We start from the raw sequence: 24,804 nt of genomic DNA on the forward strand, positions 1-24,804 counted from the left end.
ATGTAAGAATAGTATTTAAGTTATTCTTAATTTGGAGTATACTGTTTGTGAACATTTATACATAAATGTAAGGATAGGGGGCATACGGGGATTTTAGTAGGCGTTACGTATGATTTTTAAGTTTAACGAGTTGGCATTTCCGCAACTAAGTGCACTAGTCGGATAGTCAGTCACGGGGCCGCATGGAGAACGGTCGTTACAAGTGACTCTTGGCACTTAGTTGCGATGGGGGTTATACAAATGAATAGTAGGCGTTTTATGAAGTCGCGTAATCAGCTGTTGCGTGATGAAGGGCAAACAAAGACCCATTATAAGATGTATAAGGCACATAAGAAATGGCTCTACGCAGGCATTTCGATGCTGTTTTTTGGCGCTGGTATGCTGTTAACGGATGTTAACGTACAGGCTGACAGTGATTCAAGCAACGCCAATTCAACAGACACTACTGCCGTTGAAACCGCACCTAGTCAAGCATTACAACAGAAATCTGTTGTGCTTGGCACTGGGGCGGCTAATTCTGTATCTTCAGATAGTGCTAGTGATGCTGCAGCACCAAAAACTGCTGATACTACTGGCAGTACAACAGCTGAAAACGCTGGAACTGCAGCTAACGACAATGCCACGCAAAATACGCGTGGTGATAAGGTCAGTTCAGCTAGTGCTGATACGGCTGCTAATACGGATCAAAGTGCAGCTAAGAGCACTACTCAGTCGAAGACGGGTACTGAAACCGGCAATCAACCAGCTTCAAGTACTGTAACTGATAATTCGGCTACGAAAACTTCTGATGCAGACAGTCAAAATGAAACACCAGTAACGAAAGCTGCTAGTGATTCTTCTACTAAACAAGCTACTGATAAGCAAGCTACTGAAAATGACAATCAATCGGCTGCTAAATCGGCCGCTGCAACTACTGATAAGGCTAAGACAGCTGATACATCATCAGCTTTGTTTGCTAAAGACGGGTCGTTGTCAGACGCTGCTAAAGCGCTGATTGCTGTACAGGATAAAACCAATTTAAATACTACCAATGCTACAAGTAAAACTGGTGACGCTACGGCCACTAATAATGGGAAAACTGCGAGTGTTTCTGCAGTCACCGATAAGCTTGCCCAAGCATTAGCTAAATTACCTGATGGCTCAGCATTTAAGACCTTAGCTGATGGCACCGTTGAATTTGATTTGCCAGCTGGTGTGACTAGTGAAGAACTACAATCCGCTCAAAACGCTTTGGCCAATAGTGGGCTTAAGGCGATTAAGGTGACTGCGGTTGAAGATGGGAATACTACAGGCTGGCGCAATTATGACACTTTAGGCACCGATAATGTAAAAGCAAATACAGGTGTCAAGACCGGTTATTTGGAAAACGTACTTCGGACGCCAATGACCATGGCTGATTTTGCGTTAATGACTGCTGCTGGGACAGGTGCGTTTAATGACCCAGTTACAAATGCAAACGTGACAAACGCTACCGCAACACAACTACAAACATTTTATAATGACTTGGTAACAAAATATGGTCCATCTGGAGTCCATTTGACAAATGCATTAAGCGATGGTGTTTTAAGCGATACGGCCAATGGTAACGCTACAACAATTGAAAACTTTGCCGGAATGATGGATTATCTGTCAAAGATGTACTATTACTTTGTGGGTTCAAGTGATAGTTACGTCAATCAGTTGGTTGACAAATTGAATAAGTCGACGAGTGATATGCAGGTTGCAATGACTGAGTATGGTCACGGCGCTGATACTGATATTTTGCATGTCTTTGAACTAGCAAATAACGTATTTTCAACTAAATACATCATGCCTGTAAATGAAGGATCAACACAACAAGACTTAAAGGCTTCAGCAATGGATTCATATACTACCTTAGATAGTACGGATCCTACTTTTGCAAAGGATATTTTCGAACCATTTATTAACGGTATCGTGGGTACTTATATTTCTGAAATTGTACCTGGTGCTGAAAAATATATTATTGAAAATGTTGTCCCAGCCGTCAACACTATTTCTGATACTCGAAATTCGACGGTATCAGATAAGGCTGGTGTGTTAGCTGCAACAAATGCCAATTCTAACGCATTAACACATACTTTGATGACACTTGATGGGTCATATTCTTTGACAACGATTATCACTCACATTGAAGCTATGTATCAGAAAATTGGTTCATCATTTGATGGTAGTATTTTTACGTCTTGGATTCCTGCGTTCATGAGTCTCGATTCAAATGCTTATGTAGGTGTCTATGTCGGAGCTCTTGAACCATCAAACAATTTGACTTTTGATCATGACAAGTTGGCTGGTAATGCGACACCATTCTATAATTTCTCAATGTATAACCAACTCTATCTAGCTTATTCAAAGGCGATTGTTAGTGCCGCCTATGGTTACGCTATGGTTGGTAAGTACAATGCCATTAAGTTAATGTACTCAGAAAATCCAAGCGATCCGAATGCTGTTTGGAATGGTATGAACGTGTCAACAAAGCCTGCTGATATTGATATTTCTAAGTTTGGTTCTCAGGTTGCACCAACGTCTGATGTCGCGGGTACTACGGTTCAAAACGATGTCATTAAACAAACTTATCAACAAGGCATTTGGGATGTCTACCATTACATCAAGCCATTCTATGATCAAGCAATCAAAGATAAAGCTGCAAATAATGCTATTTCAAGTTCAGACCCTGACTTTGTGAATAAAGTTTGGAATGAAGTAAAGGGATCCCTTGTAGATACTACTGGGGCAGCTGTTACAACAAACTATACAGGAACAGACACGGGTAGCGCTAATCCTCATGATCAATCCAATTACGCTAGTCCTCAAACTCAGGCGTATTTAGCAAGTTTCTATGCTAATGCTGTTGGGGAGAATCAGTTATCTTATTCTCTTCAACCGACACTCGAGACGGTGGTTCAAGATGCCAGCGGTTCTGTTATCAAGACTAACTACACGCCTCTTGGGAAACCAGTGATGACTGGTAGCAATGGTCAACCATTAGTTGGCTCTTTTGGTGGTCAGGCGGATCTTTCTAACTTGCCTCAGACTGCTTACGATGCCGAGAACAATCCTTATCAGAAACCAGCTAACTTAACTTCAGTCATCATTCCTGAAAGTGGTGGTCTGATTAACGTACCATACGATGTTGAAACAGTTACTGCTGGCCAAGTAACCGTACAGCAAAAGGGTGCACCTGCTGATGCAACCTTCGATTATACGATTACTGACTCAACTGGTAAGGTCATGGGCGGTGCTCATGGGGCTACTTACTCTGACACTAATAAGATTGACCTGAGTGATGGTCAAACTATTAATATTAGTGTTCCAACCACAACTGGATACGTAACCAGTGTTACTCCACAATCATCAATCAGTTACAACGATACAATTAACGCAATTAACAAAATTACCGTTAATTATGGTCATCTTGTTAATTACACGGTTCAAGCTAAAAGTGCTAGTGGCGATGTTCTTGGGACATCAGCCAGCATTTCTGGTGTTAGTGGTGCACCTATTGATGTCAGCAAATTGCCTGTCATCAACGGTTACACTGCACCAAAATTCAATGATAACGATACAAACACTAAAAACGATACACCTGTAATTCCAACAACAGACGGAGCCGTCGCAGTCACTTATGTGGGTGATGCACAGACTTTGACCGTTACACAAACGGGTGCACCAACTGGGCAAGAAATGCCAACGCCTAGTTTTACCTACAAAGTTAACCAAGATACTACAGAGCAGACTGGTACGTATGGCGCGGCAATTAATGTCCACACTGGCGATAAGATCACAATTACTCCAGGTGCAGTCTCAAACTATCATGCTGCTGGGTCTGCAGTAACTGTGAAGCCTACTGCAACTAAAGCAGTAGTTAATTATATAGGTAATAACGCAACGTTGACTATCAACCAAGTCGGTTTGCCCGCTGGTAGTAATCCTGGATTTACCTATGTCGATGGCTCAGATGCAGCTAAGCAAGGTACTTATGGAACGAATCTCACTGTGCATTATGGCGACCATATCGTTATCACAGCAGGCGCATTTCCAAACTATACGCCTACCTTTGGAACTGAAACAATTAATACTATGGGCAATACCGCTTCGGTAAACTTTGTTTATGTGATCGATACCAAGACGGTTCCTCTTTCATTAGCTAACGCCTCAGGTCAAGCAATTAGCGGGACTTATGATGGGACAACCAAAGCTTCAGACTTGCTGAAAAAAGCAGTCCAAACTGGTGATGGTACTAGCTGGTTAGCATGGAATACTGGCGCACTGGGTACTTATCTGAATGATCCAGCAAACTCATCTGCAAAGACCATCTTTTTAACCAGTCTTAAAAACATGGGTACAGACCAAAACTTTACTAAATACTTTAGCGTTGACGGCGATGGTACAGACGTGAAACAAGGCGGCTATGATTATTCTCTGACTGCCGATGGTATTGCCAAAATTAATGCTGCATTATTCACTGCTGGCAATAAGTACCAAGTTACATTCACACCTGATGCAACGAAGGGTAAAGTCAACATCAAGCAACTCGGTGTTACCGTTACACCGGTGGTTACTGGATTTACTTCAAAGAGCACAGTTAAGACCGTAACGCCAGAAGGTGGTGGGGCACCAGTTTCAGAAAGTGTTCTCACGATTACTCCAACTGCTACTTTGACTTACACGGTTACTGGTAAGCCAACTACCAACGTACCAAGTACTACTGGGTTAGTCACTGCTTTCCCAGATGCTGATGACTACGCTGTTACTAATCAGACTGATTTCACACAAGTGAAAGTTGCGGTGTCTGCTAAAGGGCTTGGTGTACTTTCAGCTGCAAATGGCAACTATGCGTTTACAAGTGCCACTGTGCCAGTTGATACAGTTTCTGCAAGTTTTGCTTATACGGATCTAGGTTCTCCAGTTCCTACAGTGCTCTTTACTGATCATGTTGTGGACATGGTAAATGCCTCAACTAATGGCAATAACAGAACATACACAGTTAACTTAGCTGGTTTCCCAAATGGGAATCTGTATCAGCTACAAAATCCAGCAGACAAAACAGTTACTTATAACTTTACGAACAATAAATCGCATCTTATTTATTTGACACATTTGAACACCACAATTCCAGTGACTGTCACGGATACAAATGGCACCGCGTTAAAGAGTGGGACTGTCACAGTTGATCCACTTGACAAGCCTAATGGTACAACGACTGTGGATCCAACGGTTGACGGTTATCCAGTATCCCAGTTACATTCTATTACGACTACCTATATCAATGATGTAGCACGTAATCCACAGGGTGTCGTAAAGCTAGTCTCGACAATGACTGCAGACGGTACTTCGTTCACGACTATTCGTACTCATGCTGATGGCACAATTGAAAATATGGGAACGACTAACGCAACTCAATTTCAAACTGCCGGTCAGTTGATGGCTAAAATGTATACTGGTGGCGGAAGTCCAATCAGTTTCGGTTCTCCTGTAACGATTACAACACCGAATAACTTCGTACCTTTCGCATCAGTTCAGGTCGTTTACAACGCCAAAGCAACTGCAAATATTACTTTCCATGACGATACAGATAACAAAGATTTGCCTGATACTCAAACTGTATCTGACTTTCCTGGTGGATCAGCTCAGAACGTAGTTGTTAACATTCCTACAAATTACGTTCTTGCACCTTCAATGACGACAGGTGCGAATTTGACAATTGCCCCTGGTGTTGTTACCTATACTGGTAGAGTCACAAATGATGATTATGATAATGCTGTTGTGCATTTGGTACACAAGACTACTACTATTAATCCGAACGATACTACAACTGACACTGATGACTACAAAGCCACTCATAAGATGATTTCGGTCAATGTAACAACGAACAACCCAGATGGCGGTACTGTCACCAATGGTACTCAATCTGCTGTATATACTAGAGCAGCTCTTAAGGATGCCATTACAGGTGCATACGGTTATGGTTCAGATACCTCATGGGCAATTGATCCGTCTGCCGGTGCATTGAAACCCGTTTCTGTGAGTGTAAACACCGGTTATAAAGCTACCTATTCAGGTACTGAGAACGGAACGGCTCTGACTATTTCAGATAACTCGGTTGCTAATATTGGTACTCGAATTTCAGACACGGATATTAGTAATGCTGTTAAAGCTGATAATGCCGACGATGTTAATTTGGCATATGCAGTTGAATATACTCAGACTAATTTTGATCCAACTCATGGTGGAGATACCACAAAAGGTGATCCAGAGGGCTCACAAGCTAAGTATTTGAACGGTGTTATTAACGTTAACTACACGGCTGATGGGGCTACTACTGCTTCCATTAACAGTCATGATCAGAAGATTAAAGTTTACCGGACTGCCACTCTTAATAGTGATGGTAAGTCGGTTAGCTATACACCATGGACTAAGAATACGAATGGAAAAGTTTCTACTGATCCTGCTAACCCTGAACCAGCTGACTTAGTTGACGAGTTGACTAAAGTCAATGCTCCAACTGTTCCTGGCTTTACGGTTGATGCTGTCAGTGGTGATACTGATGCAGTTACCGCAACTGATATGGCTGAGGTAACGCCGAGTGAAAATGATACGACCACTAACAAGACATTGAAGCGGACCGTTGACTATACGGCGGTTGAGTATGACAAGAATCATGCTGGTACGGTTGAAGGTACTCAAGTAGATTATCTACAGGGTAAGATCACCGTTAATACCAGCTATCAAGGTTTGGACACTCCAAAGGCGGCCACCAAACAAACTGTGAACGTCCAACGGACGGCGCATGTTGGCGCTGATGGTCACAGTGTCACTTACGGCGACTGGACGACTAGCGATGGCCAGACGACTACGTTAGTAACTACCTTGACTACGGCCAATGCCACACCACAACCAACCTATGATGTGACGAGCGTCACGGGTGATACCGGCGCTTATGACAGTGCAGCCTTTGATAAAGCAATTGACGGTGATGCCACTGCCACGCCAGCTAAGCCAGCGCAAAAAGCCAGTGACGGCTACAAAGACACGTTGAACCGGACCATCAACTACACCAAGCACAGCTTCGGTCCAACCGATGACGGTGGGACCAACGACCCAGATGGGACGCAAGCGAAGTACTTGAACGGTGAAATTACCGTTCATTACACCGCCGCAGGCGCCAACCAAGATCTGAGCAGCCTCGATGGTCAGCCGGTTAAGGTTTACCGGACGGCAACTGTCGGTGATGACGGTCATAGTGTCAGCTACACATCATGGACGACTAATACGAACGGAAAGGGTGGCAAAGACAGTGATGTCTTAGTTGCCAGCCTCGCTCCAGCCGATGTACCAGGTGTACCTGGCCATACCCTGAAGAATATCGATCAGTCCGATTACACGGCGAAAGACTTTGCCGGAGTAACCGCAGGTGCCACGGATACCGAAACGACGTTGACTCGGACAGTGAACTACACGACCGACGAGTACAACGTTACCCATCCAGGGAATGTCGACGGGACGCAAATCGAATATCTGCAAGGTAAGATCACCGTTAATACCAGCTATCAAGGTTTGGACACTTCAAAGGGTGCCACTCAAGAAACGGTGAACGTCCAACGGACGGCGCATGTTGGCGCTGACGGTCACAGTGTCACTTACGGCGACTGGACGACTAGCGATGGCCAGACGACTACGTTAGTAACTGCCTTGACTACGGCCAATGCCACACCACAACCAACCTATGATGTGACGAGCGTCACGGGTGATACCGGCGCTTATGACAGTGCAGCCTTTGATAAAGTAATTGACGGTGATGCCACTGCCACGCCAGCTAAGCCAGCGCAAAAAGCCAGTGACGGCTACAAAGACACGTTGAACCGGACCATCAACTACACCAAGCACAGCTTCGGTCCAACCGATGGCGGTGGGACCAACGACCCAGATGGGACGCAAGCGAAGTACTTGAACGGTGAAATTACCGTTCATTACACCGCCGCAGGCGCCAACCAAGATCTGAGCAGCCTCGATGGTCAGCCGGTTAAGGTTTACCGGACGGCAACTGTCGGTGATGACGGTCATAGTGTCAGCTACACATCATGGACGACTAATACGAACGGAAAGGGTGGCAAAGACAGTGATGTCTTAGTTGCCAGCCTCGCTCCAGCCGATGTACCAGGTGTACCTGGCCATACCCTGAAGAATATCGATCAGTCCGATTACACGGCTGAAGACTTTGCCGGAGTAACCGCAGGTGCCACGGATACCGAGACGACGTTGACTCGGACAGTGAACTACACGGTTGTTCCACAATTTAAGGCATTTGTCGGAGATGCATTGAGCATCAATCCAGGCGACTACTATGGTCCAACGACGAAGCAGGATCCTGACGGCGGTACTACAACGACGGTCACGAATCCAAAGCACGAAGTGACGACCATTGATAAGACATGGCCAGATGGCGACAAGACGCACGTGGATATCACACCAAATGATACCGATCCATCGAAGACGGCAGTTACGATGACTGAAACAACTAAGGGCCAAACTCCGGTAGGACCAGTCAACGTACCAACAGGTACGTCGGTAACGACTGGTAAGACGACAGTCACGAACAACGAACCCAAAGATGGTGTGACCTTGAAGCATCAGCCAACTGACACGCCAAGTGACCCGGCAGGCAGTACGACGACTACCACGGGTGAAACGATTCTGCCAGATGGTACGCGGGCTTACAGTAAAGGCCAAGTACCGGACGCAGTGAGTGTTACCCCAGGCGACTACTATGGTCCAACGACGAAGCAGGATCCTGACGGCGGTACTACAACGACGGTCACGAATCCAAAGCACGAAGTGACGACCATTGATAAGACATGGCCAGATGGCGACAAGACACACGTGGATATCACACCAAATGATACCGATCCATCGAAGACGGCGGTTACGACGACTGAAACAACTAAGGGCCAAACTCCGGTAGGACCAGTCAACGTACCAACAGGTACGTCGGTAACGACTGGTAAGACGACAGTCACGAACAACGAACCCAAAGATGGTGTGACCTTGAAGCATCAGCCAACTGACACGCCAAGTGACCCGGCAGGCAGTACGACGACTACCACGGGTGAAACGATTCTGCCAGATGGTACGCGGGCTTACAGTAAAGGCCAAGTACCGGACGCAGTGAGTGTTACCCTAGGCGACTACTATGGTCCAACGACGAAGCAGGATCCTGACGGCGGTACTACAACGACGGTCACGAATCCAAAGCACGAAGTGACGACCATTGATAAGACATGGCCAGATGGCGACAAGACACACGTGGATATCACACCAAATGATACCGATCCATCGAAGACGGCGGTTACGACGACTGAAACAACTAAGGGCCAAACTCCGGTAGGACCAGTCAACGTACCAACAAATACGTCGGTAACGACTGGTAAGACAACGGTTACGAATCACGAACCTGATGGTGGTGTGACCCTGAGTCACCAGCCAGATGATGATATTACTGGTCAACCAACCGGCAGCACCACAGGTGAAACTATTACGCCAAACGGTTCAATCAGTTATACCAAGTCAAGTATGACCACACCTGAGAGTGTGACGACTGACGATTATTACGACAATACTCAGACGTCAGGGAACGATAATAGTGGTCGTACTGATACTACTGATACTACTGGTACTCCAACTGGTTCTACTGTTACGACTGGAACTGCAGTTACTAATCCTACGACGACTACTACTGGTGATGCTATTGCCAACAGTGGTACTCCTAACGCTACTGGTACGACAACTGCTAATGATGGTACGACTGATACCACAAGTGCCACAGTTGCTAATACTAAGAATGGTAAAGCTGGTAATCCAACTGGTACGACTACGAACCAATCTGGTTCTGAAACGACAACTAGCACGAGTGCTGCAAATACAGTAAGTAATAACAGCACGAATGGTACAGGTCGTAATTTGAGTAATGATCAAGCAACTGGTCAAGTGGTTACTGCAAGTCAAGCTGGTACAGCCTCAGTCTCATTGAAGGCAAATGCTAACAAGACGAACCAGGGTAAGTTGCCGCAAACATCAGAAGCTTCTCACAATGAAACAGCAGTATTCGGTCTCCTAGGTGTAATCTTGTCATTCTTCGGTTTGGCAGGTGCACGTCGTAAACGTCACGATGATGACTAAAATACTAAGTAACAAGTTAACTAACGCGCAGAGACACGTTTAGCTGACGACAAATGGACACCCTTCAATAACTGGAGGGTGTCTTTTTGTGTCGTAAACAGGATTCATATTTAGCATATTATTACTTAAATTCAGCACAAAAAGCCCGCATATCACAATTGATATGCGGGCTTTAGCATCATTTTCAATTCTTTCGTTGCTTCTTTAAATAGTACAGAACACTAACGAGCACGATTAAGATGATAACCACAATTAAGATGATTGATGAGGCGTCTTCAAACCAGCCCAGAACGGTTTTCCAATGATTACCAGCAAGCGCCCCTGCATAGATCAGGACCGTGTTCCAAATCGCTGCTCCCAGAATTGAAAGGACGACAAACGACCAGAAGGGGTATTCAGCCATACCGGCGGGGATTGAAATCAGACTGCGAACTACCGGTACGAAACGACCGTAGAAGATGGCGATGCTGCCCCGGCGATTGAAGAAAGTACTGGCACGTTCAATGTCAGACTGTTTTAAGCGAAGCAGCCGGCCCATGCGGGTACCGACAAATTGACTTAGCCGCTCCACTGAAACCAGTCGGCCAATACCATATAGGAGAATTGCACCCAGTATTGAGCCCAGTGTTGAAGCCAGAATCGCGCCCCAAACGGTTAGATGACTGGTGAGGGTTAAAAAGCCAGTAAAGGTGAGAATGACCTCAGAAGGAATTGGTGGAAAAACATTTTCTAGCATGATTAAAAAAATGATTGCCAGATAACCATACTGATCAATGAGTGTCATGATCGTTTGCGTATTCATAAGCGCGCTCCTAACGATGTAGTGGGATGAGTTCTCTTTAGTTTAGCGAAACTTTAGTCACGCGGTCAATCAGCTTGCACCAGGCTTAGAGATTCTTAAGCATTCAGATTATCGAGAATACGAACTCGCAAGGTGCCAGTAACTGCCTTAAGTTCATTAATTAACTGATTTTTCTGATCAGTTGTGACGTTGTTAGCCACTAGATTAATGTTGACCAGCATGTAGCCGTAGTCGCCCTTAGTATTACTGATCATCTCCAGGATCGGCACATGGTAGCGGTTGAGGATGCTTGAAACGTCATTCCACAATGAAGCGCGCGACTTGAAGAAGACGGTTAAACGGTTGGGACTGCTAAAGCTGAGGTCGGCGGTTGGAAAGTTAACGGAAGCGCGAATGACACCCGTTTCCAGGAAATCCCGCATGTTTTTCACGGTCAGGTTGGCGCTCTTGGAGAGGGCTTCGACCGTGTTGCCGCCTAGGTGCGGTAACATCACCACGTGACCTTGGTCCTGGAGGGCTTCAGCTGGAAAATCAGTGATGTATTGTTTAAATTGGCCCTGGTTCAAGGCTTCAATTACGGCTTGATCATCCACCAGCGCACCCCGCCCAAAGTTGAGCAGCACCGCTTTTTTCTTCATCAATTGGAACTGTTTGGCAGCTATAATCCCGCGGGTACTTTCAGTAAGCGGTAGGAGCAATACGACGAAATCCGCTACGGCTAAGACGTCATCAATGGTTGCCAATTGCTGAACGGCTTGCAGCCCCTTAGAACTGCGGTTATAGCCCACCACTTGCATACCGAGGTGATAACAGCTATCGGCCAGTTGCTGACCAATTGTACCAAGGCCCACGATGCCGATGGTTTTACCGTATAATTCGCCGCCAATAAACTGGTAGCGTGTGGCTTCGGCCTGCGTCTGCAGGTCATCGCCAGTCAGGGCTGCCGTGTGTGCGATGGCGGTCTGCAACGGCCGCACACTAGTAAAAAGCGCCTGCAAGATAAGTTCTTTAACGGCGTTGGCGTTAGCACCTGGGGTATTAAAAACGGCCGTTCCGTTTTGCGTGCAGGCCTCAATATTAATGGTATTCGTGCCAATACCGGCGCGCGCTACTAGTAACAGCCGTGGCGTGATCAACTGATCTGAGACGTTGGAACTGCGGACAATAATGGCGTCAGGCGTGTTGGTATCGCTGACCTGGAAGGTCTTGTCGTTAAATGCACTTAAGTTAAATTCATCAATTGCTTTTATTTGATACATCATTTAACCTCCAAAAAGGATTTTCGAGTATAATAAGTTCAAATTTTAAAAGGGGTGAGACCAATGCATATTGATTACGTAAAACTCTCAAAGGATCGGCCAACGATTGGCGAAGGTGGCCAGATCAAGGATACTAAATTTGGTCACTACGTTGAAATTGGCAGCCAGAATTTTATCGATAACAGTACCATTGATGATTACACGTATACTGGTCAGCTATGCTTTATTCAAAACAGTGAGTTGAAGCGTTTCATCAGCATGGCAGCCATGGTTCGCATTGGCCCGACTAACCATCCTTATAATAGACCAAGTCAGCATATTTTTGCATACAATGGTGTTGGTTACGGCTTTGGTGATCCCGACACGGCGTTTTTGCAGCAGCGCCGAGAATTGAAAACGGTGATCGGTAACGACGTCTGGCTGGGACACGATGTAGTGGTTCAAGCTGGCGTAACCGTGGGCGATGGCGCGGTGGTCGGGGCTGGCGCGGTCGTCACTAAAGATGTTGAACCCTATACGATTGTTGGTGGTATTCCGGGCAAAAAGATCAAGGACCGATTCCCGGATGAAATTAAGGCGGATCTGGCTAAGATTGCTTGGTGGAATTGGTCGCGGGAAGAATTGGAAGCAAACTACGCCGATTTTAGATTACCGATTGAAGAATTTGTTGCTAAGCATTTACAGTAGAATTATCAGAGGCTCTACCGTTGTGGTAATAATGGTAGAACCTTTTTTGATGGGCAAATAATGTAGACCAATTTCAAAAAACAATTGCATCTGACGGCAATTGGCGCTACGGTAATAGTTAAAAAACTTTTAAGAAGGGAGCATCCAAATGACCGATGATGAACAGCACGTGGCCATGCAATTGATCTTAGCTGCGGGTGACGTTAAGAAGTTGGCGTTTGAGGGGATCGACCTAGCCAAAAAGGGTGATATTCAGGCAGCCAAGGCCAACTTTACTGCTGCCCAAAAGCGCCTGGGTGAGGGGCATCAAGCCCAAAGTGACTACATTCGCGACCACGTTGATTCAGATGATGGGCCATCGTTACTGATGGTGCATGCTCAGGATCATCTGAGCATGGCGATGACGACGATTGAACTTGGTCGTGAACTGGTCGAAGTCTACGCGCAAATGGCTAAACAAAAATATCTGTGAAACCGAACTTTTAGCAAACAATTGTGTTTAATGTTCAGAATTTATTTGAATGACGATTCTATAGATGATAGTATGGAAATACAGACAATATAAAACCGAATGAGGGGTAGTGGATCTTGGAAACTGTTCATAACGATCGTTCAGTAGTAAAGAACTTAATTTTAGGCTTTCAGCATTTATTAGCGATGTATTCTGGTGACATTTTAGTTCCGTTACTGATTGGTGGCGCGCTTCACTTTAGCGCTGCTCAGATGACTTATTTGGTTTCAATGGATATTTTTATGTGTGGTATAGCAACGTTGCTGCAGTTAAAGCGAACGGCGATTACCGGGATCGGGTTACCGGTCGTCTTGGGGTGTGCCGTTGAATACGTCGCACCGCTGCAGAGTATTGGGAATCATTTCGGCTGGACTTATATGTATGGCGGCATTATTGCTGCTGGGATCTTTATCCTTTTGGTGGCTGGACCATTTGCCAACTTAAGACGGTTCTTTCCACCAGTAGTGACCGGCTCGTTGATCACTTTGATTGGTTTTACGTTGATTCCGGTGGCGTTTCAAAACCTTGGTGGCGGCAATGCGGCTGCTAAAAGCTTTGGTTCACCAATCAACTTAACGTTAGGGTTTACAACGGCATTAGTGATTGTGATTTTTAACATCTGGGGTCGCGGTTTTATTAAGCAAATTGCGATTTTAATTGGTATCTTAGTTGGCACATTGTTAGCCATTGCGTTGGGAAAAGTGGGCTTTGCACCAGTGAGTGCCGCTCATTGGCTGCAGCTGCCGCGGCCATTTTACTTTGGCGTTCCCCGCTTTGAATGGTCATCCATTGCCACGATGATCTTAGCTGCCGTTACTTGTATGATCGAATCCACCGGCGTTTACTTCGCACTGGCAGAAATTACCGGTCGTGATCTGGACACGAAGGACCTGAAGCATGGTTATCGTTCTGAAGGGATTGCAGCCATTCTTGGTGGTATTTTCAATACCTTTCCATATTCGACCTTCTCACAAAACGTTGGGATCGTTCAATTATCGGGAATTAAAAAATTACGACCAGTTTACTATTCAGCGTTCCTATTAATTGTCTTAGGTTTGATTCCCAAGTTTGGGGCCATCGCAACGTTGATCCCAGCTTCTGTCTTGGGTGGCGCGATGCTAGTGATGTTTGGCATGGTGGGCGCTCAAGGCATCAAGATGCTGATGAAGGTTGAACTTAACAACCGTAACCTGTTGATCATTGCGGTTTCTGTCGGCCTAGGATTAGGCGTGACTACTCAGCCCGCACTGTTCCAGTTCTTACCAGCTGAAGCCCAGACCATTTTGAGCAACGGGATGGTAGTTGGGAGCTTTGTCGCGGTGATCCTCAATATTTTGTTAAACAATACGTCACTGCAGCATAAAGTTGAAGAATAATAGTTAACGAAGCAGTCCAGTAACGGGCTGCTTTTTTTGTTCTAAAAAAGCTTGAATTAGCAAGCTTAAGGTAAGTTGAAAGTCATAAAGTGTAAAGGACCGTTAAACAGTGGCTAAAGGAAGCCAATTGGACTGATTCTAATCAAATTTTAACTGAATAAAGAGCTAAAAACTGCTACGATAAATGTGCTAAATACTTGTTGGCATACGATTTTGCCGTCGTGTGCAGAAGAAGGGGTCTCAATAACTAATCAGTTATTGGGGCTCTTTTTGCGTAAGGTCTTAATCGTTGCATTTGCCGTAAAAGTTCAATATGATAACGGAAAATAATGAATAGGGGGAAGCACAAATGTTATCTGAAAAGGATTTAAAACGCCCATTGCTGGCTGAACTGAAGACCATTACGCTACCACCAAAATTAGTTGCCCAATTGCAGGCGAGTTACGCTTGGGTGGCTGTTGAAGGTGAGCAATCCTTTGCGAGCTTAATTTCGCCCGTGGGTACTGACGAGGTGGCACTGGCGCATTTTATGGATAATGCCCAGCTGAACCACCATGATCTGAAACGGTTCAAGGACCGCAACGTTTCCGACGGCGATATTTTAGCAAGCTTTAAATTCAACGAAGTAACGGCTACTACTGAGCAGTATTTAGGCACCTATTTGTTACAACAAGTTCAACACGATGCCCGGTTGCTGCCGTTGATGGGGGCGCTGTCGTTAGCGCGTTACGACACGATCGGCGTGTTTGCGGCAATGTTAACGTCAATGACTGATTCGGTAGCCGATACGCTTATTGAAATGAGTGCCCGGTTATTAGCCCGGATTGCGCCTCAATTAGAAACGCTGGACCATGTACCAGCAGAAGCGGATGTCATTGTTCCCGCAGACCTGGTAATCGCGGTTGAAGATCAGCAGGGGCATGTCAGCAAAATTCCGGTTGCGATGATCGATTGGCTCGCCGATAATTTGGCAGCCATCAAGCAGTTAGCCTCTGACGATGAAATTGGACTGCTCAACTTACTGAACGGACAAACGGATGATAATAGTCTTATTATTCGTGACTGGCTGATACGCAACAATGATGATTCTAAGCCGTTTACTCAGTGGATCTTTCAGCAGCGTTAGCCGGTTAAAATGAGGGCATTTTAATGATTAAATTCGGTCTAAATATGGTATGCTAATGGATAATATAACAAAGGAGTGTGCCTTGTCATGAATAATATTTATTTAGCAGCCCCATTCTTTAGCGATGGTCAAAATGAACGTGTGAACGAAGTTGTGAGTTTATTGCGGGCTAATAAAACGGTCGCTGAAAATGGTATTTTTATTCCTTCTGAACACCAGCAAGAAGATCTCGAATTCGGTACCTTTAAGTGGCAAGTTGCAACGTTTAATAGCGACGTGCGCCAGATTCGCAGAGCGAACGCGGTAGTTGCCATTTTGGATTACCAATACGAAGAAACCAAGGAAAATGAACCAGATTCCGGCACCATTTTTGAAATTGGTGCGGCGTGGCAGGCGGGTATTCCAGTCATTCTGGTTCAATATGACGAAAGCAAAAAGTTGAACTTGATGCTGGCACAGTCGTACACTGCTTTTTACAATGGCAAGGAGGCCATTCAAGCATTGAAGACCTATGACTTTAATGACCTGGCACAGCACTATACAGATAAAGAAGTTTTCTAAAACAGCGATTCTAGTAGCGATAACGTGTTTTTCAGTTTTAACTGAGGAACACGTTATTTTTGATTTCAATTCTGTTAAACCGCTTCCAACTTGTAATAATACAATAACTGAAATGTAGCTTAATAGTAACGCCTTTAAGTAAAATTTTTGTTATTATATTAACAGTGGTACCATATATAGGTGCTTTTTGTTTCGGGAGAGGATGAAGTAATATATGCGAAAACCTAGAAAAATGATACTAGGATTTTTAGTTTTAGGCCTTATTTTAGGCGTGGGCGTTACGCAGACCGGCATGAATTATAGCAAAAACAGTTCAACCGTTGTCGCTCATGCGGATGATAACATCAATGCTACAGATCAGGGAATGATCGGTGACGGCAAAACCGATAACGCTCCCATGCTGCAGAAAATTCTTGATGATACTAAGAATGAAGATAACGTCACGATTCACGTGCCAAAGGGTAACTACTTATTTACCAATGCTGAATTAAATGCTATTGTGCTGCATTCACATATCACCTTTGATTTTGATAAAGATGCGGTTTTCCAGATTGCCCATGGCGACCGGATGGCCTTTGTTTATCCGAGTCCTAATGCCGGCTATGATGGCGGTATTAGCTATGTTAACTGGAACAACGCCACGTTCCGCGGTGACTATACCCAAGATGATGGTCAAAGTGTCTTCGTACAATCGATCAACCATGCGCAACACGTTAACTTCAATGGCTGCACGTTTGATAATGCTGAGTCACCAACTGGCCACTACATTGATATCGATGGTAGTCACGATGTTAATATTGAAAATTCAACCTTTACTGGTTTTAATGCCAATACTGACTTCGATTACAAGGAAGCCATTCAAGTTGACTATTCAAATACGAAGGCCATGTCTTACCACCAACCAGGTGATGCCTATGACAACTTGCCATCGTACGATATTAACGTCAATAAAAACAATTTTGTACCGCTGTCAAACGCTTCAGGGACAGTGAAATCATTTGCACCAAACCCAATTGGCCAACACGTTGTGTACGCTAAGGGTGTCGGTGGTATTATCCACGATATTCACTTTACGAACAACTACGTGCAAGATGCCAAGCCACAATTAAGTGACGATGGTGCTAACATTCACTTCGTTTGTGTTTCAAATCTGTATATTAGTAATAACACGTTTGAAAATAAGGGTGCTTTAGGTTCAGGTAACTATATCCGAATCTTTAACACGTCACCAACTGTTAAGATGTCTAATATCCAAATTACCGATAACAACTTTGTGAACTTGGATCCAAATAACCGTTACGTCTACTTTGATAACACCAAGGGTGCGGGCATTAGCGGCGTTAAGGTTACTGGCAACAAGATCACGAGTTCTAAGAGCAACATTCCGTTCGTGCTGAGTGCTGGGATGAATACCGGTGATATGACGGTTAGCTCCAACACCAACAATAAGAACGTCACGGTTAAGCCAACTGATGTGAAGAACACGACCAAATTAAAGAAGCTGACGGGTAAGTATAAGAGTAATAAAGCCACCAATAAGAATGAGACCTATGTTTCTGGTCTTAACTCACAATACGCGAAGCTAAACGCAAAGGCTGCCAAGAATTACAGCCTTTACAACCACGTCCGCGGCCACGCTAACTGGTACATCTATAACCAAAAAGATGGCTGGGCTAATGCTAAGAAGTCGGGTATTGTCTACGTTGATATGCGCGCAACGGCCGACACTGGTAAGTGGTACCGGATTCGCTTCAGTTCTAACCCGAATGCTCGGAAGTACTGGGTACGTTCTGGTGCATTACAGTTCGATAAGATCACGTATGAAGACTACGAACGGACAATGAATCCAATCAAGAATTATCCAATGTACTCCGCTGTATTTAATGATTCGCAGTTAGCTAAAGCTGCCGGAACCACTGCTGATCTGGGTTCCAAATCAGTTGATATCACTAAACGGGCACGTAGAGTTTCCGTATGGAATGGTAAGACAACCACTTATTACTTGATTAATAACAAGTATTGGACTAGAGCCAGTGCGTTCTATTAAAATGAGGCAACAAAAAAGCCGACCGCAAAAGCGATCAGCTGGAATAATTGCTCTATGTGCATTCACCAAGAGTGAATAGATAAAAGTGGTGATATGTACGCTTGATTTCTATCTCTCATAATAACATGGCGGATGACCTAAGTTCAATAGAATTTTAGTCAGGCAAATGAAAAGAACCTGGCACGACTATTTGAAATAGTTGTGTCAGGTCCTTTTTAGTTAGTAGTGGGCATCATGGACACGCAATGCTAATTTGGCGCGGTTCACGTCCGTTTTGTCTAAGGTATTAAAGCCGTTTTTACTACTCTTTACTTTACTGTAGTTATAGATATTGGGTGTGGAACTGTTAGCTGCCATGGCGTCTTTGGCGTTAGCCGAGTGCTTGAGCCCCAGTGAATGGCCCATTTCGTGAGCAATAATGTTAGCGTACTTAAAGGTTCTTGCCTTCACATCGACCTTCTGGCCGACAATGTTGCGCTTTTGAGAAGCAATCTGTTTTTGTGCAGAATTGATCTGTGTTGCCCGGTAAGCATTGTATTGATGGGCAAAGTTAGCGCGGTGAGCGATAGCGTGACCGTAAGCGGTGATCCGCTGGTTAGCGGTATTGACCGCCGTTGTCGTACTTTGATTGATCATTTTATTACGGATCGAACCGAGCTGCTGGCTATAATCGGCCTGTTCCAGGACGATCTGGTGCTGTGCCGGCCTCCACCAGGCATCAGCGCTGGTGTTTTGAGCGGTCATGCTAATCGTCATGTTGTGATTGTATTTAGTGCCGGTGACGAAAACTTTACGACCGAGTTTCTGGTTCCAATATGAAATGGCTAGATTGGCACTTTTCTTGACCTGAGCGTCGTTACTGGCAACGTAGACCCGAGTGGTTTCGTTGCGTGTTAAAGCCGTTTGTGAAGCGTAATTTAGCCCGTAGCGACTAGCTAAACTCCCAGCGTTTGTTCGGTAGTAAGACTTGCTTTGTTTCAGAACAGCAGCGCTAGGCGTTAAGGTAGCAGCCTGTCCCGTAGTTGCCAGCGTTGTCAGTGGTAAAACAACGGCTGTGACTAAAGCGGTGACCACAGTAAAAAGACTTCCTTTTTTCAAAAAAGATTCCCCCTCGAAAACCCTATTAGTTGTATCAAATTGTATTGTATAAGATAAGTTTTGCCTGTTCAATGAATATGCATTTTTTTCGAAAGGTGTATGACCTTTCTATGAACTTACCTTAATTGGCCATAATCTCCTGTAAAATAAAGGTAAACGGAGGTGTTGACCTATGACAAAAATACTGCTGATCAACGCAGGAAGCTCCTCTTTAAAGTGGCAGTTGGTGAACATGCCAGCTGAGCACGTCATCGCTTCAGGTCAAGTTGAACGGCTTAATCTGCCTGGTACGATCGTTAAAGTTGAAGTGGGCGGCAAAAAGAGTAAAGAAGTTGTTGAGACCTTAGATGAAATGACGGCGATCGATCGGGTACTGAAACGCTTGATCACGGTTGGCGGCGTGCAGTCGTTGGACGAAGTTGAAGCCGTGGGTCACCGGGTAGTGGCTGGCGGAACGGTCTTTAAGGGCCCCGTTAAGTTAACGCCCAGCCGGATCGACCAATTAAAAAAACTAAGTGAACTGGCACCGCTGCATAATCCGCTAGAGGTGAAGTGCATTGAACTGTTAGCGCAAAAACTGTCAGGCGTGCCGCAGTACGCGGTCTTTGACAGCGCGTATTTTCACGGGTTACCAGAGAAAACGGCCATTTACGGGATACCCTATGAATGGACCAAAAAATATCAAATTCGGCGTTATGGCGAACACGGGATTTCCCACCAGTATTTAGCTAATCGGGCAGCGGAAATGTTAGCCAAACCGCTGAATGAACTAAACCTGATTACCATGCATTTAGGCAGTGGCGCGTCGATTACCGCCGTGAAAAATGGCCAGCCCTATGATACTTCTATGGGGCTCACACCGGTGACGGGGGTCATGATGGGTACTCGCAGCGGCGACGTTGACCCGACGTTAGTGCCGTATCTAATGAAACGTTTAGATCTGGAAACACCCGAAGTGGTCCTGCAAGAATTAAATGCTTCCTCCGGTTTACTAGGGGTTTCGGGCGTTTCTTCAGATATGCGTGATCTGCACGAAGCTGCTAAACATAATAAGCGCGCTAAGTTAGCGCTGGAAATGTTTGTGAACCAGGTCGTGAAACTGGTGGGGGCCTACTACACTGAAATTGGCGGCGCGGATGCGCTGGTATTTGCGGGTGGCATTGGCGAAAAGGATCCGGAAATTCGGCAGGCGATTATCGATGGGCTGAGCATTCTGGGTATCAAGATCGACACAACGTTAAATGAAGCGGGGGATACTGGCCCGTTACAGACGGAGGACAGTCGAGCTCAGATATTGCTGATTCCAACTAATGAAGAATTGGCCATGGCGCGGGGTGTGCAGCAGGTGATGGATAAAGATAAATGAGACCATGAAAAAACGGCTTACTATCAGTATTAGACTGGTAGCAAGCCGTTTTGTTATGGTTTAGTTCATAATTTCTTGATCCAAGTCTGAGCAGCCATTAATTCCGTTTGGGTAAGCCGGTGTGACTGGTGATTTTTGAAGCTTTCAATCGTGGCGTGCGCATCGGTTAATTGCTGCATGAGCTGATCAAAGTTAGCTTCGGGGACGATGGAGTCAACGTCACCGTAAGTGGCAAATGCGCGGAAATCCGTGAGATCAACGGACTGTACCGGTGGGGTGATCATCATCGGATGTAACAGGACCGCCGTTTTAAATGGGGTGGACCTATTTAGCCAAGCATAAGCGGCGATATTAGCGCCATTGGAAAAGCCCAAGACGATTAATTGATCGGCGTCTAAGCGGTAACGCTTTGTTTCCTGTTGGATGGCCGTTAACAGCCAGTCAGTTTCCTGATTTAAATTATCGAGGTCAAAGGTCCCATCTTCGCGGCGAATGAAGTAACGGTTGCTGCCGTTTTGCTTGACGCGCCCGCGAATGCCTAATTTGGGGTGTTCGGGGAACAGAAAAGTCGCAATTGGCAGCAGATCACTTTCATCGCCACCGGTACCATGCAGCATAAGGACTGGTACTAGATTCGGTTTACCCGGGTAAAAGGCAGCGTGAATTTCTTCAGTCATGATTTATCACCTCCCCAGAATTAAACGGTACGAGATTAGCTTCAATCGCTGACCGCTGGGCTTCTAAGAACGGCGGTAATTCTAAATGGATACCGGCTTGCTCATAGGTTTCATCGACTAGAAAGCCGGGCCCATCGGTAGCAATTTCGAATAGTACGCCCGGTGCTGTGCGGAAGTATTCCGATTGAAAGTAGAAACGTTCCACGAAGCCGGAGTCGTGGAGATCGGTCTGCTGGATGCGTTCGATCCAATAGTTTAAGCTATCAGTATCAGGCGTCCGAAAAGCCATGTGATGCACCGTACCAAAGCCTTGGATACCATCTGGTAAAATTAAACTGCTCTCAACGATGACTTGCGCACCATGGCCGCCATTGTGAAGCTCATACAGTGTTTGTGCGCCCTGGGTTGCCAGTTGGCTAAAGCCCATTAGATTGGTTAAAATATCACCCAATCGGTTCGGCTGCGAGACGGTGATCATGGTCGGGCCCAGGCCGCTAATGGCCATTTCACTAGGCACCGGACTATGGCGATAAGGCGTGCCACCGGGAAGACCAGCGTTATGTTCGTCCGAAACTAACTGGTAGCGCTGCTGGTCAAAGTCGTAAAATGGCAGTATTTTAGCGCCAAACTGTTCTTGAATAGCATCAGTTTTAACACCATATTGCGCGAACCGCTGGGCCCAATAAGCTAACGCGGCATCGCTGGGTACCCGAAAACCGATACGGGAAATACTGTTTTTGCCGTAATGACCACGGCCGATTCCTGGAAAATCAAAGAAGGTCAGGTCAGTGCCCGCGGTTCCCATATCGTCAGTGAAATAAAGGTGATAGGTAGCAACATCATCTTGATTAACGGTTTTTTTGATCAGATGCAGGCCCAGTACTTCCGTCATGAAGTGAAATATCTTGGGCGCACTCGAGGTGATTGCGGTGATATGGTGCAAGCCGATTAAGTCAGTATTTTCCATAATGATTCCTCCTCCAATGCAAGGCTTAATTTTGACCGTATTATGACAGATTATGGGGTTGGGGACAATGATGTTGGCTTGAGAGGTGTAATGTATTCTAATCGGGTTCAAGTGGGCAGAGAGCTGCATGGAAGCCGCCTAAGACATAAATCCAAGTTCGGAATTTTCGCCTTAGTCAGCTTCCACTACGCTCTCTAAGCACCCACTTTCACACCTTGCTTAATCGGGCTCCAGCAGGCAGAGAGCTGCATGGAAGGTGACGATGGCATAAATCCAAGTTCGGGATTTTTGCCTTAGTCGGCTTCCACTACGCTCTCTAAGCACCCACTTTCACACCTTGCTTAATCGGGCTCCAGCAGGCAAAGAGCTACATGGAAGGTGACGATGGCATAAATCCAAGTTCGGGATTTTTGCCATCGTCACCTTCCACTACGCTCTTTAAGCGCCTGCCTTCGCACCTTGTCTTACACCTTGTCACACAACAGTAAATGAACTGTAATTCTCATGTTTTCACTCTGTTTCATTTGTGCGTTACACTAGTTATAATTAATAAATTAGATTAAGGGGAATTGTATGAAGACTAATTCGTTATTTAAGAAAATTTTTGCGGGTTCATTAGCCTTAGTTAGTGCTTTGACTATCGGGACAACCGCTTTTGCTGCCAAGACCAAAATTGCCGACGTTTCACAATATCAGGGGAACATTAACTGGTCGAAAGCTTCTAAAGATCTGCGGATGACGATTATTCGGGTTAAACACGGGAACCCTGGCGACCGTGATTACCGCGTCGATCCAAAGCGTAATGTGAATGCTAACGGCGCTCACAAGTACGGGGTTCCATTTGGTCAATACGACTTTACCGAATTTAACAGTTCTAAAGACGCTGTCAATGATGCGCGTCAGTTCTACGCTTTATCCAACAAGAATGCTAAGTTCTATGCGTTGGATAATGAAAAACGGGTCTCTGGTGCCAAGGGTTCGGAACAATCTTACGTAAACGCTTGGTATAGCACCATGCGCAAGCTAACTAATAAGCCATTGGTTTACTACTCATACCAAAGCTATGTCAGTCTGCATAAGATCAACGCTTCGAAGTTCAACGGTTCTTGGATCGCTAACTATTCTAAAAAGCCCAACGTACCAACTGATCTATGGCAATATTCCAGCACCGGTTCACTCTCTGGTATCAGCGGTCACGTTGATTTGAGTCGGACAGTCAATAATTCAAAAGTTACTAGCTGGTACACTAATACACCAAAGGACACCTACTTCACCAGTGTTTCTAACGGTCAGAAGTTACGGGTAACGCGGAACGTTAATAAATACAAGACGGCTAATTTAACCGGTAAAACTGGTAGTTTGAAATACAACACCATTGTGACTGCGAAATCAATTGCCCGTTCAACCGGCGGAACATACCGGATTCAACTGTCTGATGGCAGTTACATGACCGCTAATAAGAGTTATGTACAGGTTCAATAATAGTTTGAAATTAGGGGTCATCGTCTGATTGGGCGGTGGCTCTTTTTAGGTTACATAGCCGAATCAGGCTCCAGCAGGCAGAGAGCTGCATGGAAGCCAACTAAGGCATAAATCCAAGCCCAGGATTTTTGCCTTAGTCAGCTTCCACTACGCTCTCTAAGCGTCTGTCTTCGCACCTTTGCCTAATCGGGCTCCAGCAGGCAGAGAGCTATATGTAAGGCAGCAATGGCCAAAATCCAAGTTCGGGATTTTCACCATTGCTGCCTTCCACGCCGCTCTCTAACCGCCTGCTTGCGCACCTTTTATTAAAATGCTATGATAAAACTAACATCTATTCTGAGAGGCGCATTATGATGCAAATGATTAAAATTTCTCAACTGAATAGTCGATATTACTTTTGGTTTTTCCAGTACTGATCTGTGAAGAGCCAAAAGCATTTTGTGATTGAATGCTAAAGACCACACAGATCAGGTTCTGACTGTGTGGGGATAAACCTTGAGACCCGTGCAGTGAGAAACTGCACGGGTCTTTTATGGTTCTCTGTCAACTGTTGTTGGTAACGACCATAATGCACTCAATCATTATTTGATGATTGGGTGTTTTGTTTTTGTCCTTAACATAACAAGGACGCGCAAACGGAAATTCTTAAAT

The 24,804-nt window shown here is 45.3% G+C and carries 14 protein-coding genes; 9 read left to right on the forward strand and 5 right to left on the reverse strand.

The window, feature by feature from the left end:
* The first annotated feature begins 240 nt into the window (after nucleotides 1–240).
* Complete coding sequence (locus CES79_RS11935; RefSeq protein WP_159459497.1) at nucleotides 241–10,194, forward strand: KxYKxGKxW signal peptide domain-containing protein; 9,954 nt, start codon at nucleotides 241–243, stop codon at nucleotides 10,192–10,194.
* A 184-nt stretch (nucleotides 10,195–10,378) separates the two neighbouring features.
* Here CES79_RS11935 and CES79_RS11940 read toward each other — a convergent pair whose 3' ends face one another.
* Nucleotides 10,379–10,996 carry a DedA family protein gene (locus tag CES79_RS11940; protein ID WP_089137336.1) on the reverse strand — a complete coding sequence of 206 codons (618 nt, stop codon included), beginning with the start codon at nucleotides 10,994–10,996 and terminating at the stop codon, nucleotides 10,379–10,381.
* A gap of 95 nt (nucleotides 10,997–11,091) precedes the next feature.
* Nucleotides 11,092–12,255: an NAD(P)-dependent oxidoreductase gene (locus tag CES79_RS11945; protein ID WP_089137337.1), complete on the reverse strand. Its 1,164-nt coding sequence runs from the start codon at nucleotides 12,253–12,255 to the stop codon at nucleotides 11,092–11,094.
* Nucleotides 12,256–12,318: 63 nt separating this feature from the next.
* Here CES79_RS11945 and CES79_RS11950 point away from each other — a divergent pair, with 63 nt between their 5' ends.
* The 6 genes from CES79_RS11950 (at nucleotide 12,319) to CES79_RS11975 (ending at nucleotide 18,563) form a co-directional block, all read left to right on the forward strand.
* Entirely contained in the window at nucleotides 12,319–12,942 is a 624-nt protein-coding gene (locus CES79_RS11950; RefSeq protein WP_054656467.1) for a DapH/DapD/GlmU-related protein, read from the forward strand.
* A 148-nt stretch (nucleotides 12,943–13,090) separates the two neighbouring features.
* Entirely contained in the window at nucleotides 13,091–13,414 is a 324-nt protein-coding gene (locus CES79_RS11955; RefSeq protein ID WP_054656468.1) for a PTS sugar transporter subunit IIA, read from the forward strand.
* Nucleotides 13,415–13,530: 116 nt separating this feature from the next.
* The gene (locus tag CES79_RS11960; protein ID WP_225362437.1) at nucleotides 13,531–14,829 is read left to right on the forward strand and encodes a nucleobase:cation symporter-2 family protein; all 1,299 of its coding nucleotides are present in this window, start codon (nucleotides 13,531–13,533) and stop codon (nucleotides 14,827–14,829) included.
* Nucleotides 14,830–15,178: 349 nt separating this feature from the next.
* Nucleotides 15,179–15,955 carry a hypothetical protein gene (locus CES79_RS11965; protein ID WP_054656469.1) on the forward strand — a complete coding sequence of 259 codons (777 nt, stop codon included), beginning with the start codon at nucleotides 15,179–15,181 and terminating at the stop codon, nucleotides 15,953–15,955.
* Nucleotides 15,956–16,042: 87 nt separating this feature from the next.
* Nucleotides 16,043–16,516, forward strand: a complete 474-nt coding sequence (locus CES79_RS11970) for a nucleoside 2-deoxyribosyltransferase (protein ID WP_089137339.1) — start codon at nucleotides 16,043–16,045, stop codon at nucleotides 16,514–16,516.
* Between the two features lie 214 nt (nucleotides 16,517–16,730).
* Complete coding sequence (locus CES79_RS11975) at nucleotides 16,731–18,563, forward strand: glycoside hydrolase family protein (RefSeq protein WP_054656470.1); 1,833 nt, start codon at nucleotides 16,731–16,733, stop codon at nucleotides 18,561–18,563.
* 219 nt (nucleotides 18,564–18,782) lie between these two features.
* Here the strand turns inward: CES79_RS11975 and CES79_RS11980 are convergent, their stop codons facing one another.
* Nucleotides 18,783–19,661: a matrixin family metalloprotease gene (locus CES79_RS11980; protein WP_089137340.1), complete on the reverse strand. Its 879-nt coding sequence runs from the start codon at nucleotides 19,659–19,661 to the stop codon at nucleotides 18,783–18,785.
* Between the two features lie 172 nt (nucleotides 19,662–19,833).
* Between CES79_RS11980 and CES79_RS11985 the strand changes: the two genes are divergently transcribed.
* Complete coding sequence (locus tag CES79_RS11985) at nucleotides 19,834–21,027, forward strand: acetate/propionate family kinase (protein WP_089137341.1); 1,194 nt, start codon at nucleotides 19,834–19,836, stop codon at nucleotides 21,025–21,027.
* A 65-nt stretch (nucleotides 21,028–21,092) separates the two neighbouring features.
* Here the strand turns inward: CES79_RS11985 and CES79_RS11990 are convergent, their stop codons facing one another.
* Entirely contained in the window at nucleotides 21,093–21,704 is a 612-nt protein-coding gene (locus CES79_RS11990) for an alpha/beta hydrolase (RefSeq protein ID WP_054656472.1), read from the reverse strand.
* Nucleotides 21,697–22,671, reverse strand: coding sequence for a ring-cleaving dioxygenase (locus CES79_RS11995; RefSeq protein WP_054656473.1), 975 nt, complete (start codon nucleotides 22,669–22,671; stop codon nucleotides 21,697–21,699). The genes CES79_RS11990 and CES79_RS11995 overlap by 8 nt, the downstream gene beginning before the upstream one ends.
* 573 nt (nucleotides 22,672–23,244) lie before the next feature.
* Here CES79_RS11995 and CES79_RS12000 point away from each other — a divergent pair.
* A complete protein-coding gene (locus CES79_RS12000) occupies nucleotides 23,245–24,153 on the forward strand; it encodes a GH25 family lysozyme (protein ID WP_054656494.1) in 909 nt (302 codons plus the stop codon).
* Nucleotides 24,154–24,804: the final 651 nt, after the last annotated feature.

The organism is Secundilactobacillus silagei JCM 19001, from assembly GCF_002217945.1.
Taxonomy (GTDB): domain Bacteria; phylum Bacillota; class Bacilli; order Lactobacillales; family Lactobacillaceae; genus Secundilactobacillus; species Secundilactobacillus silagei.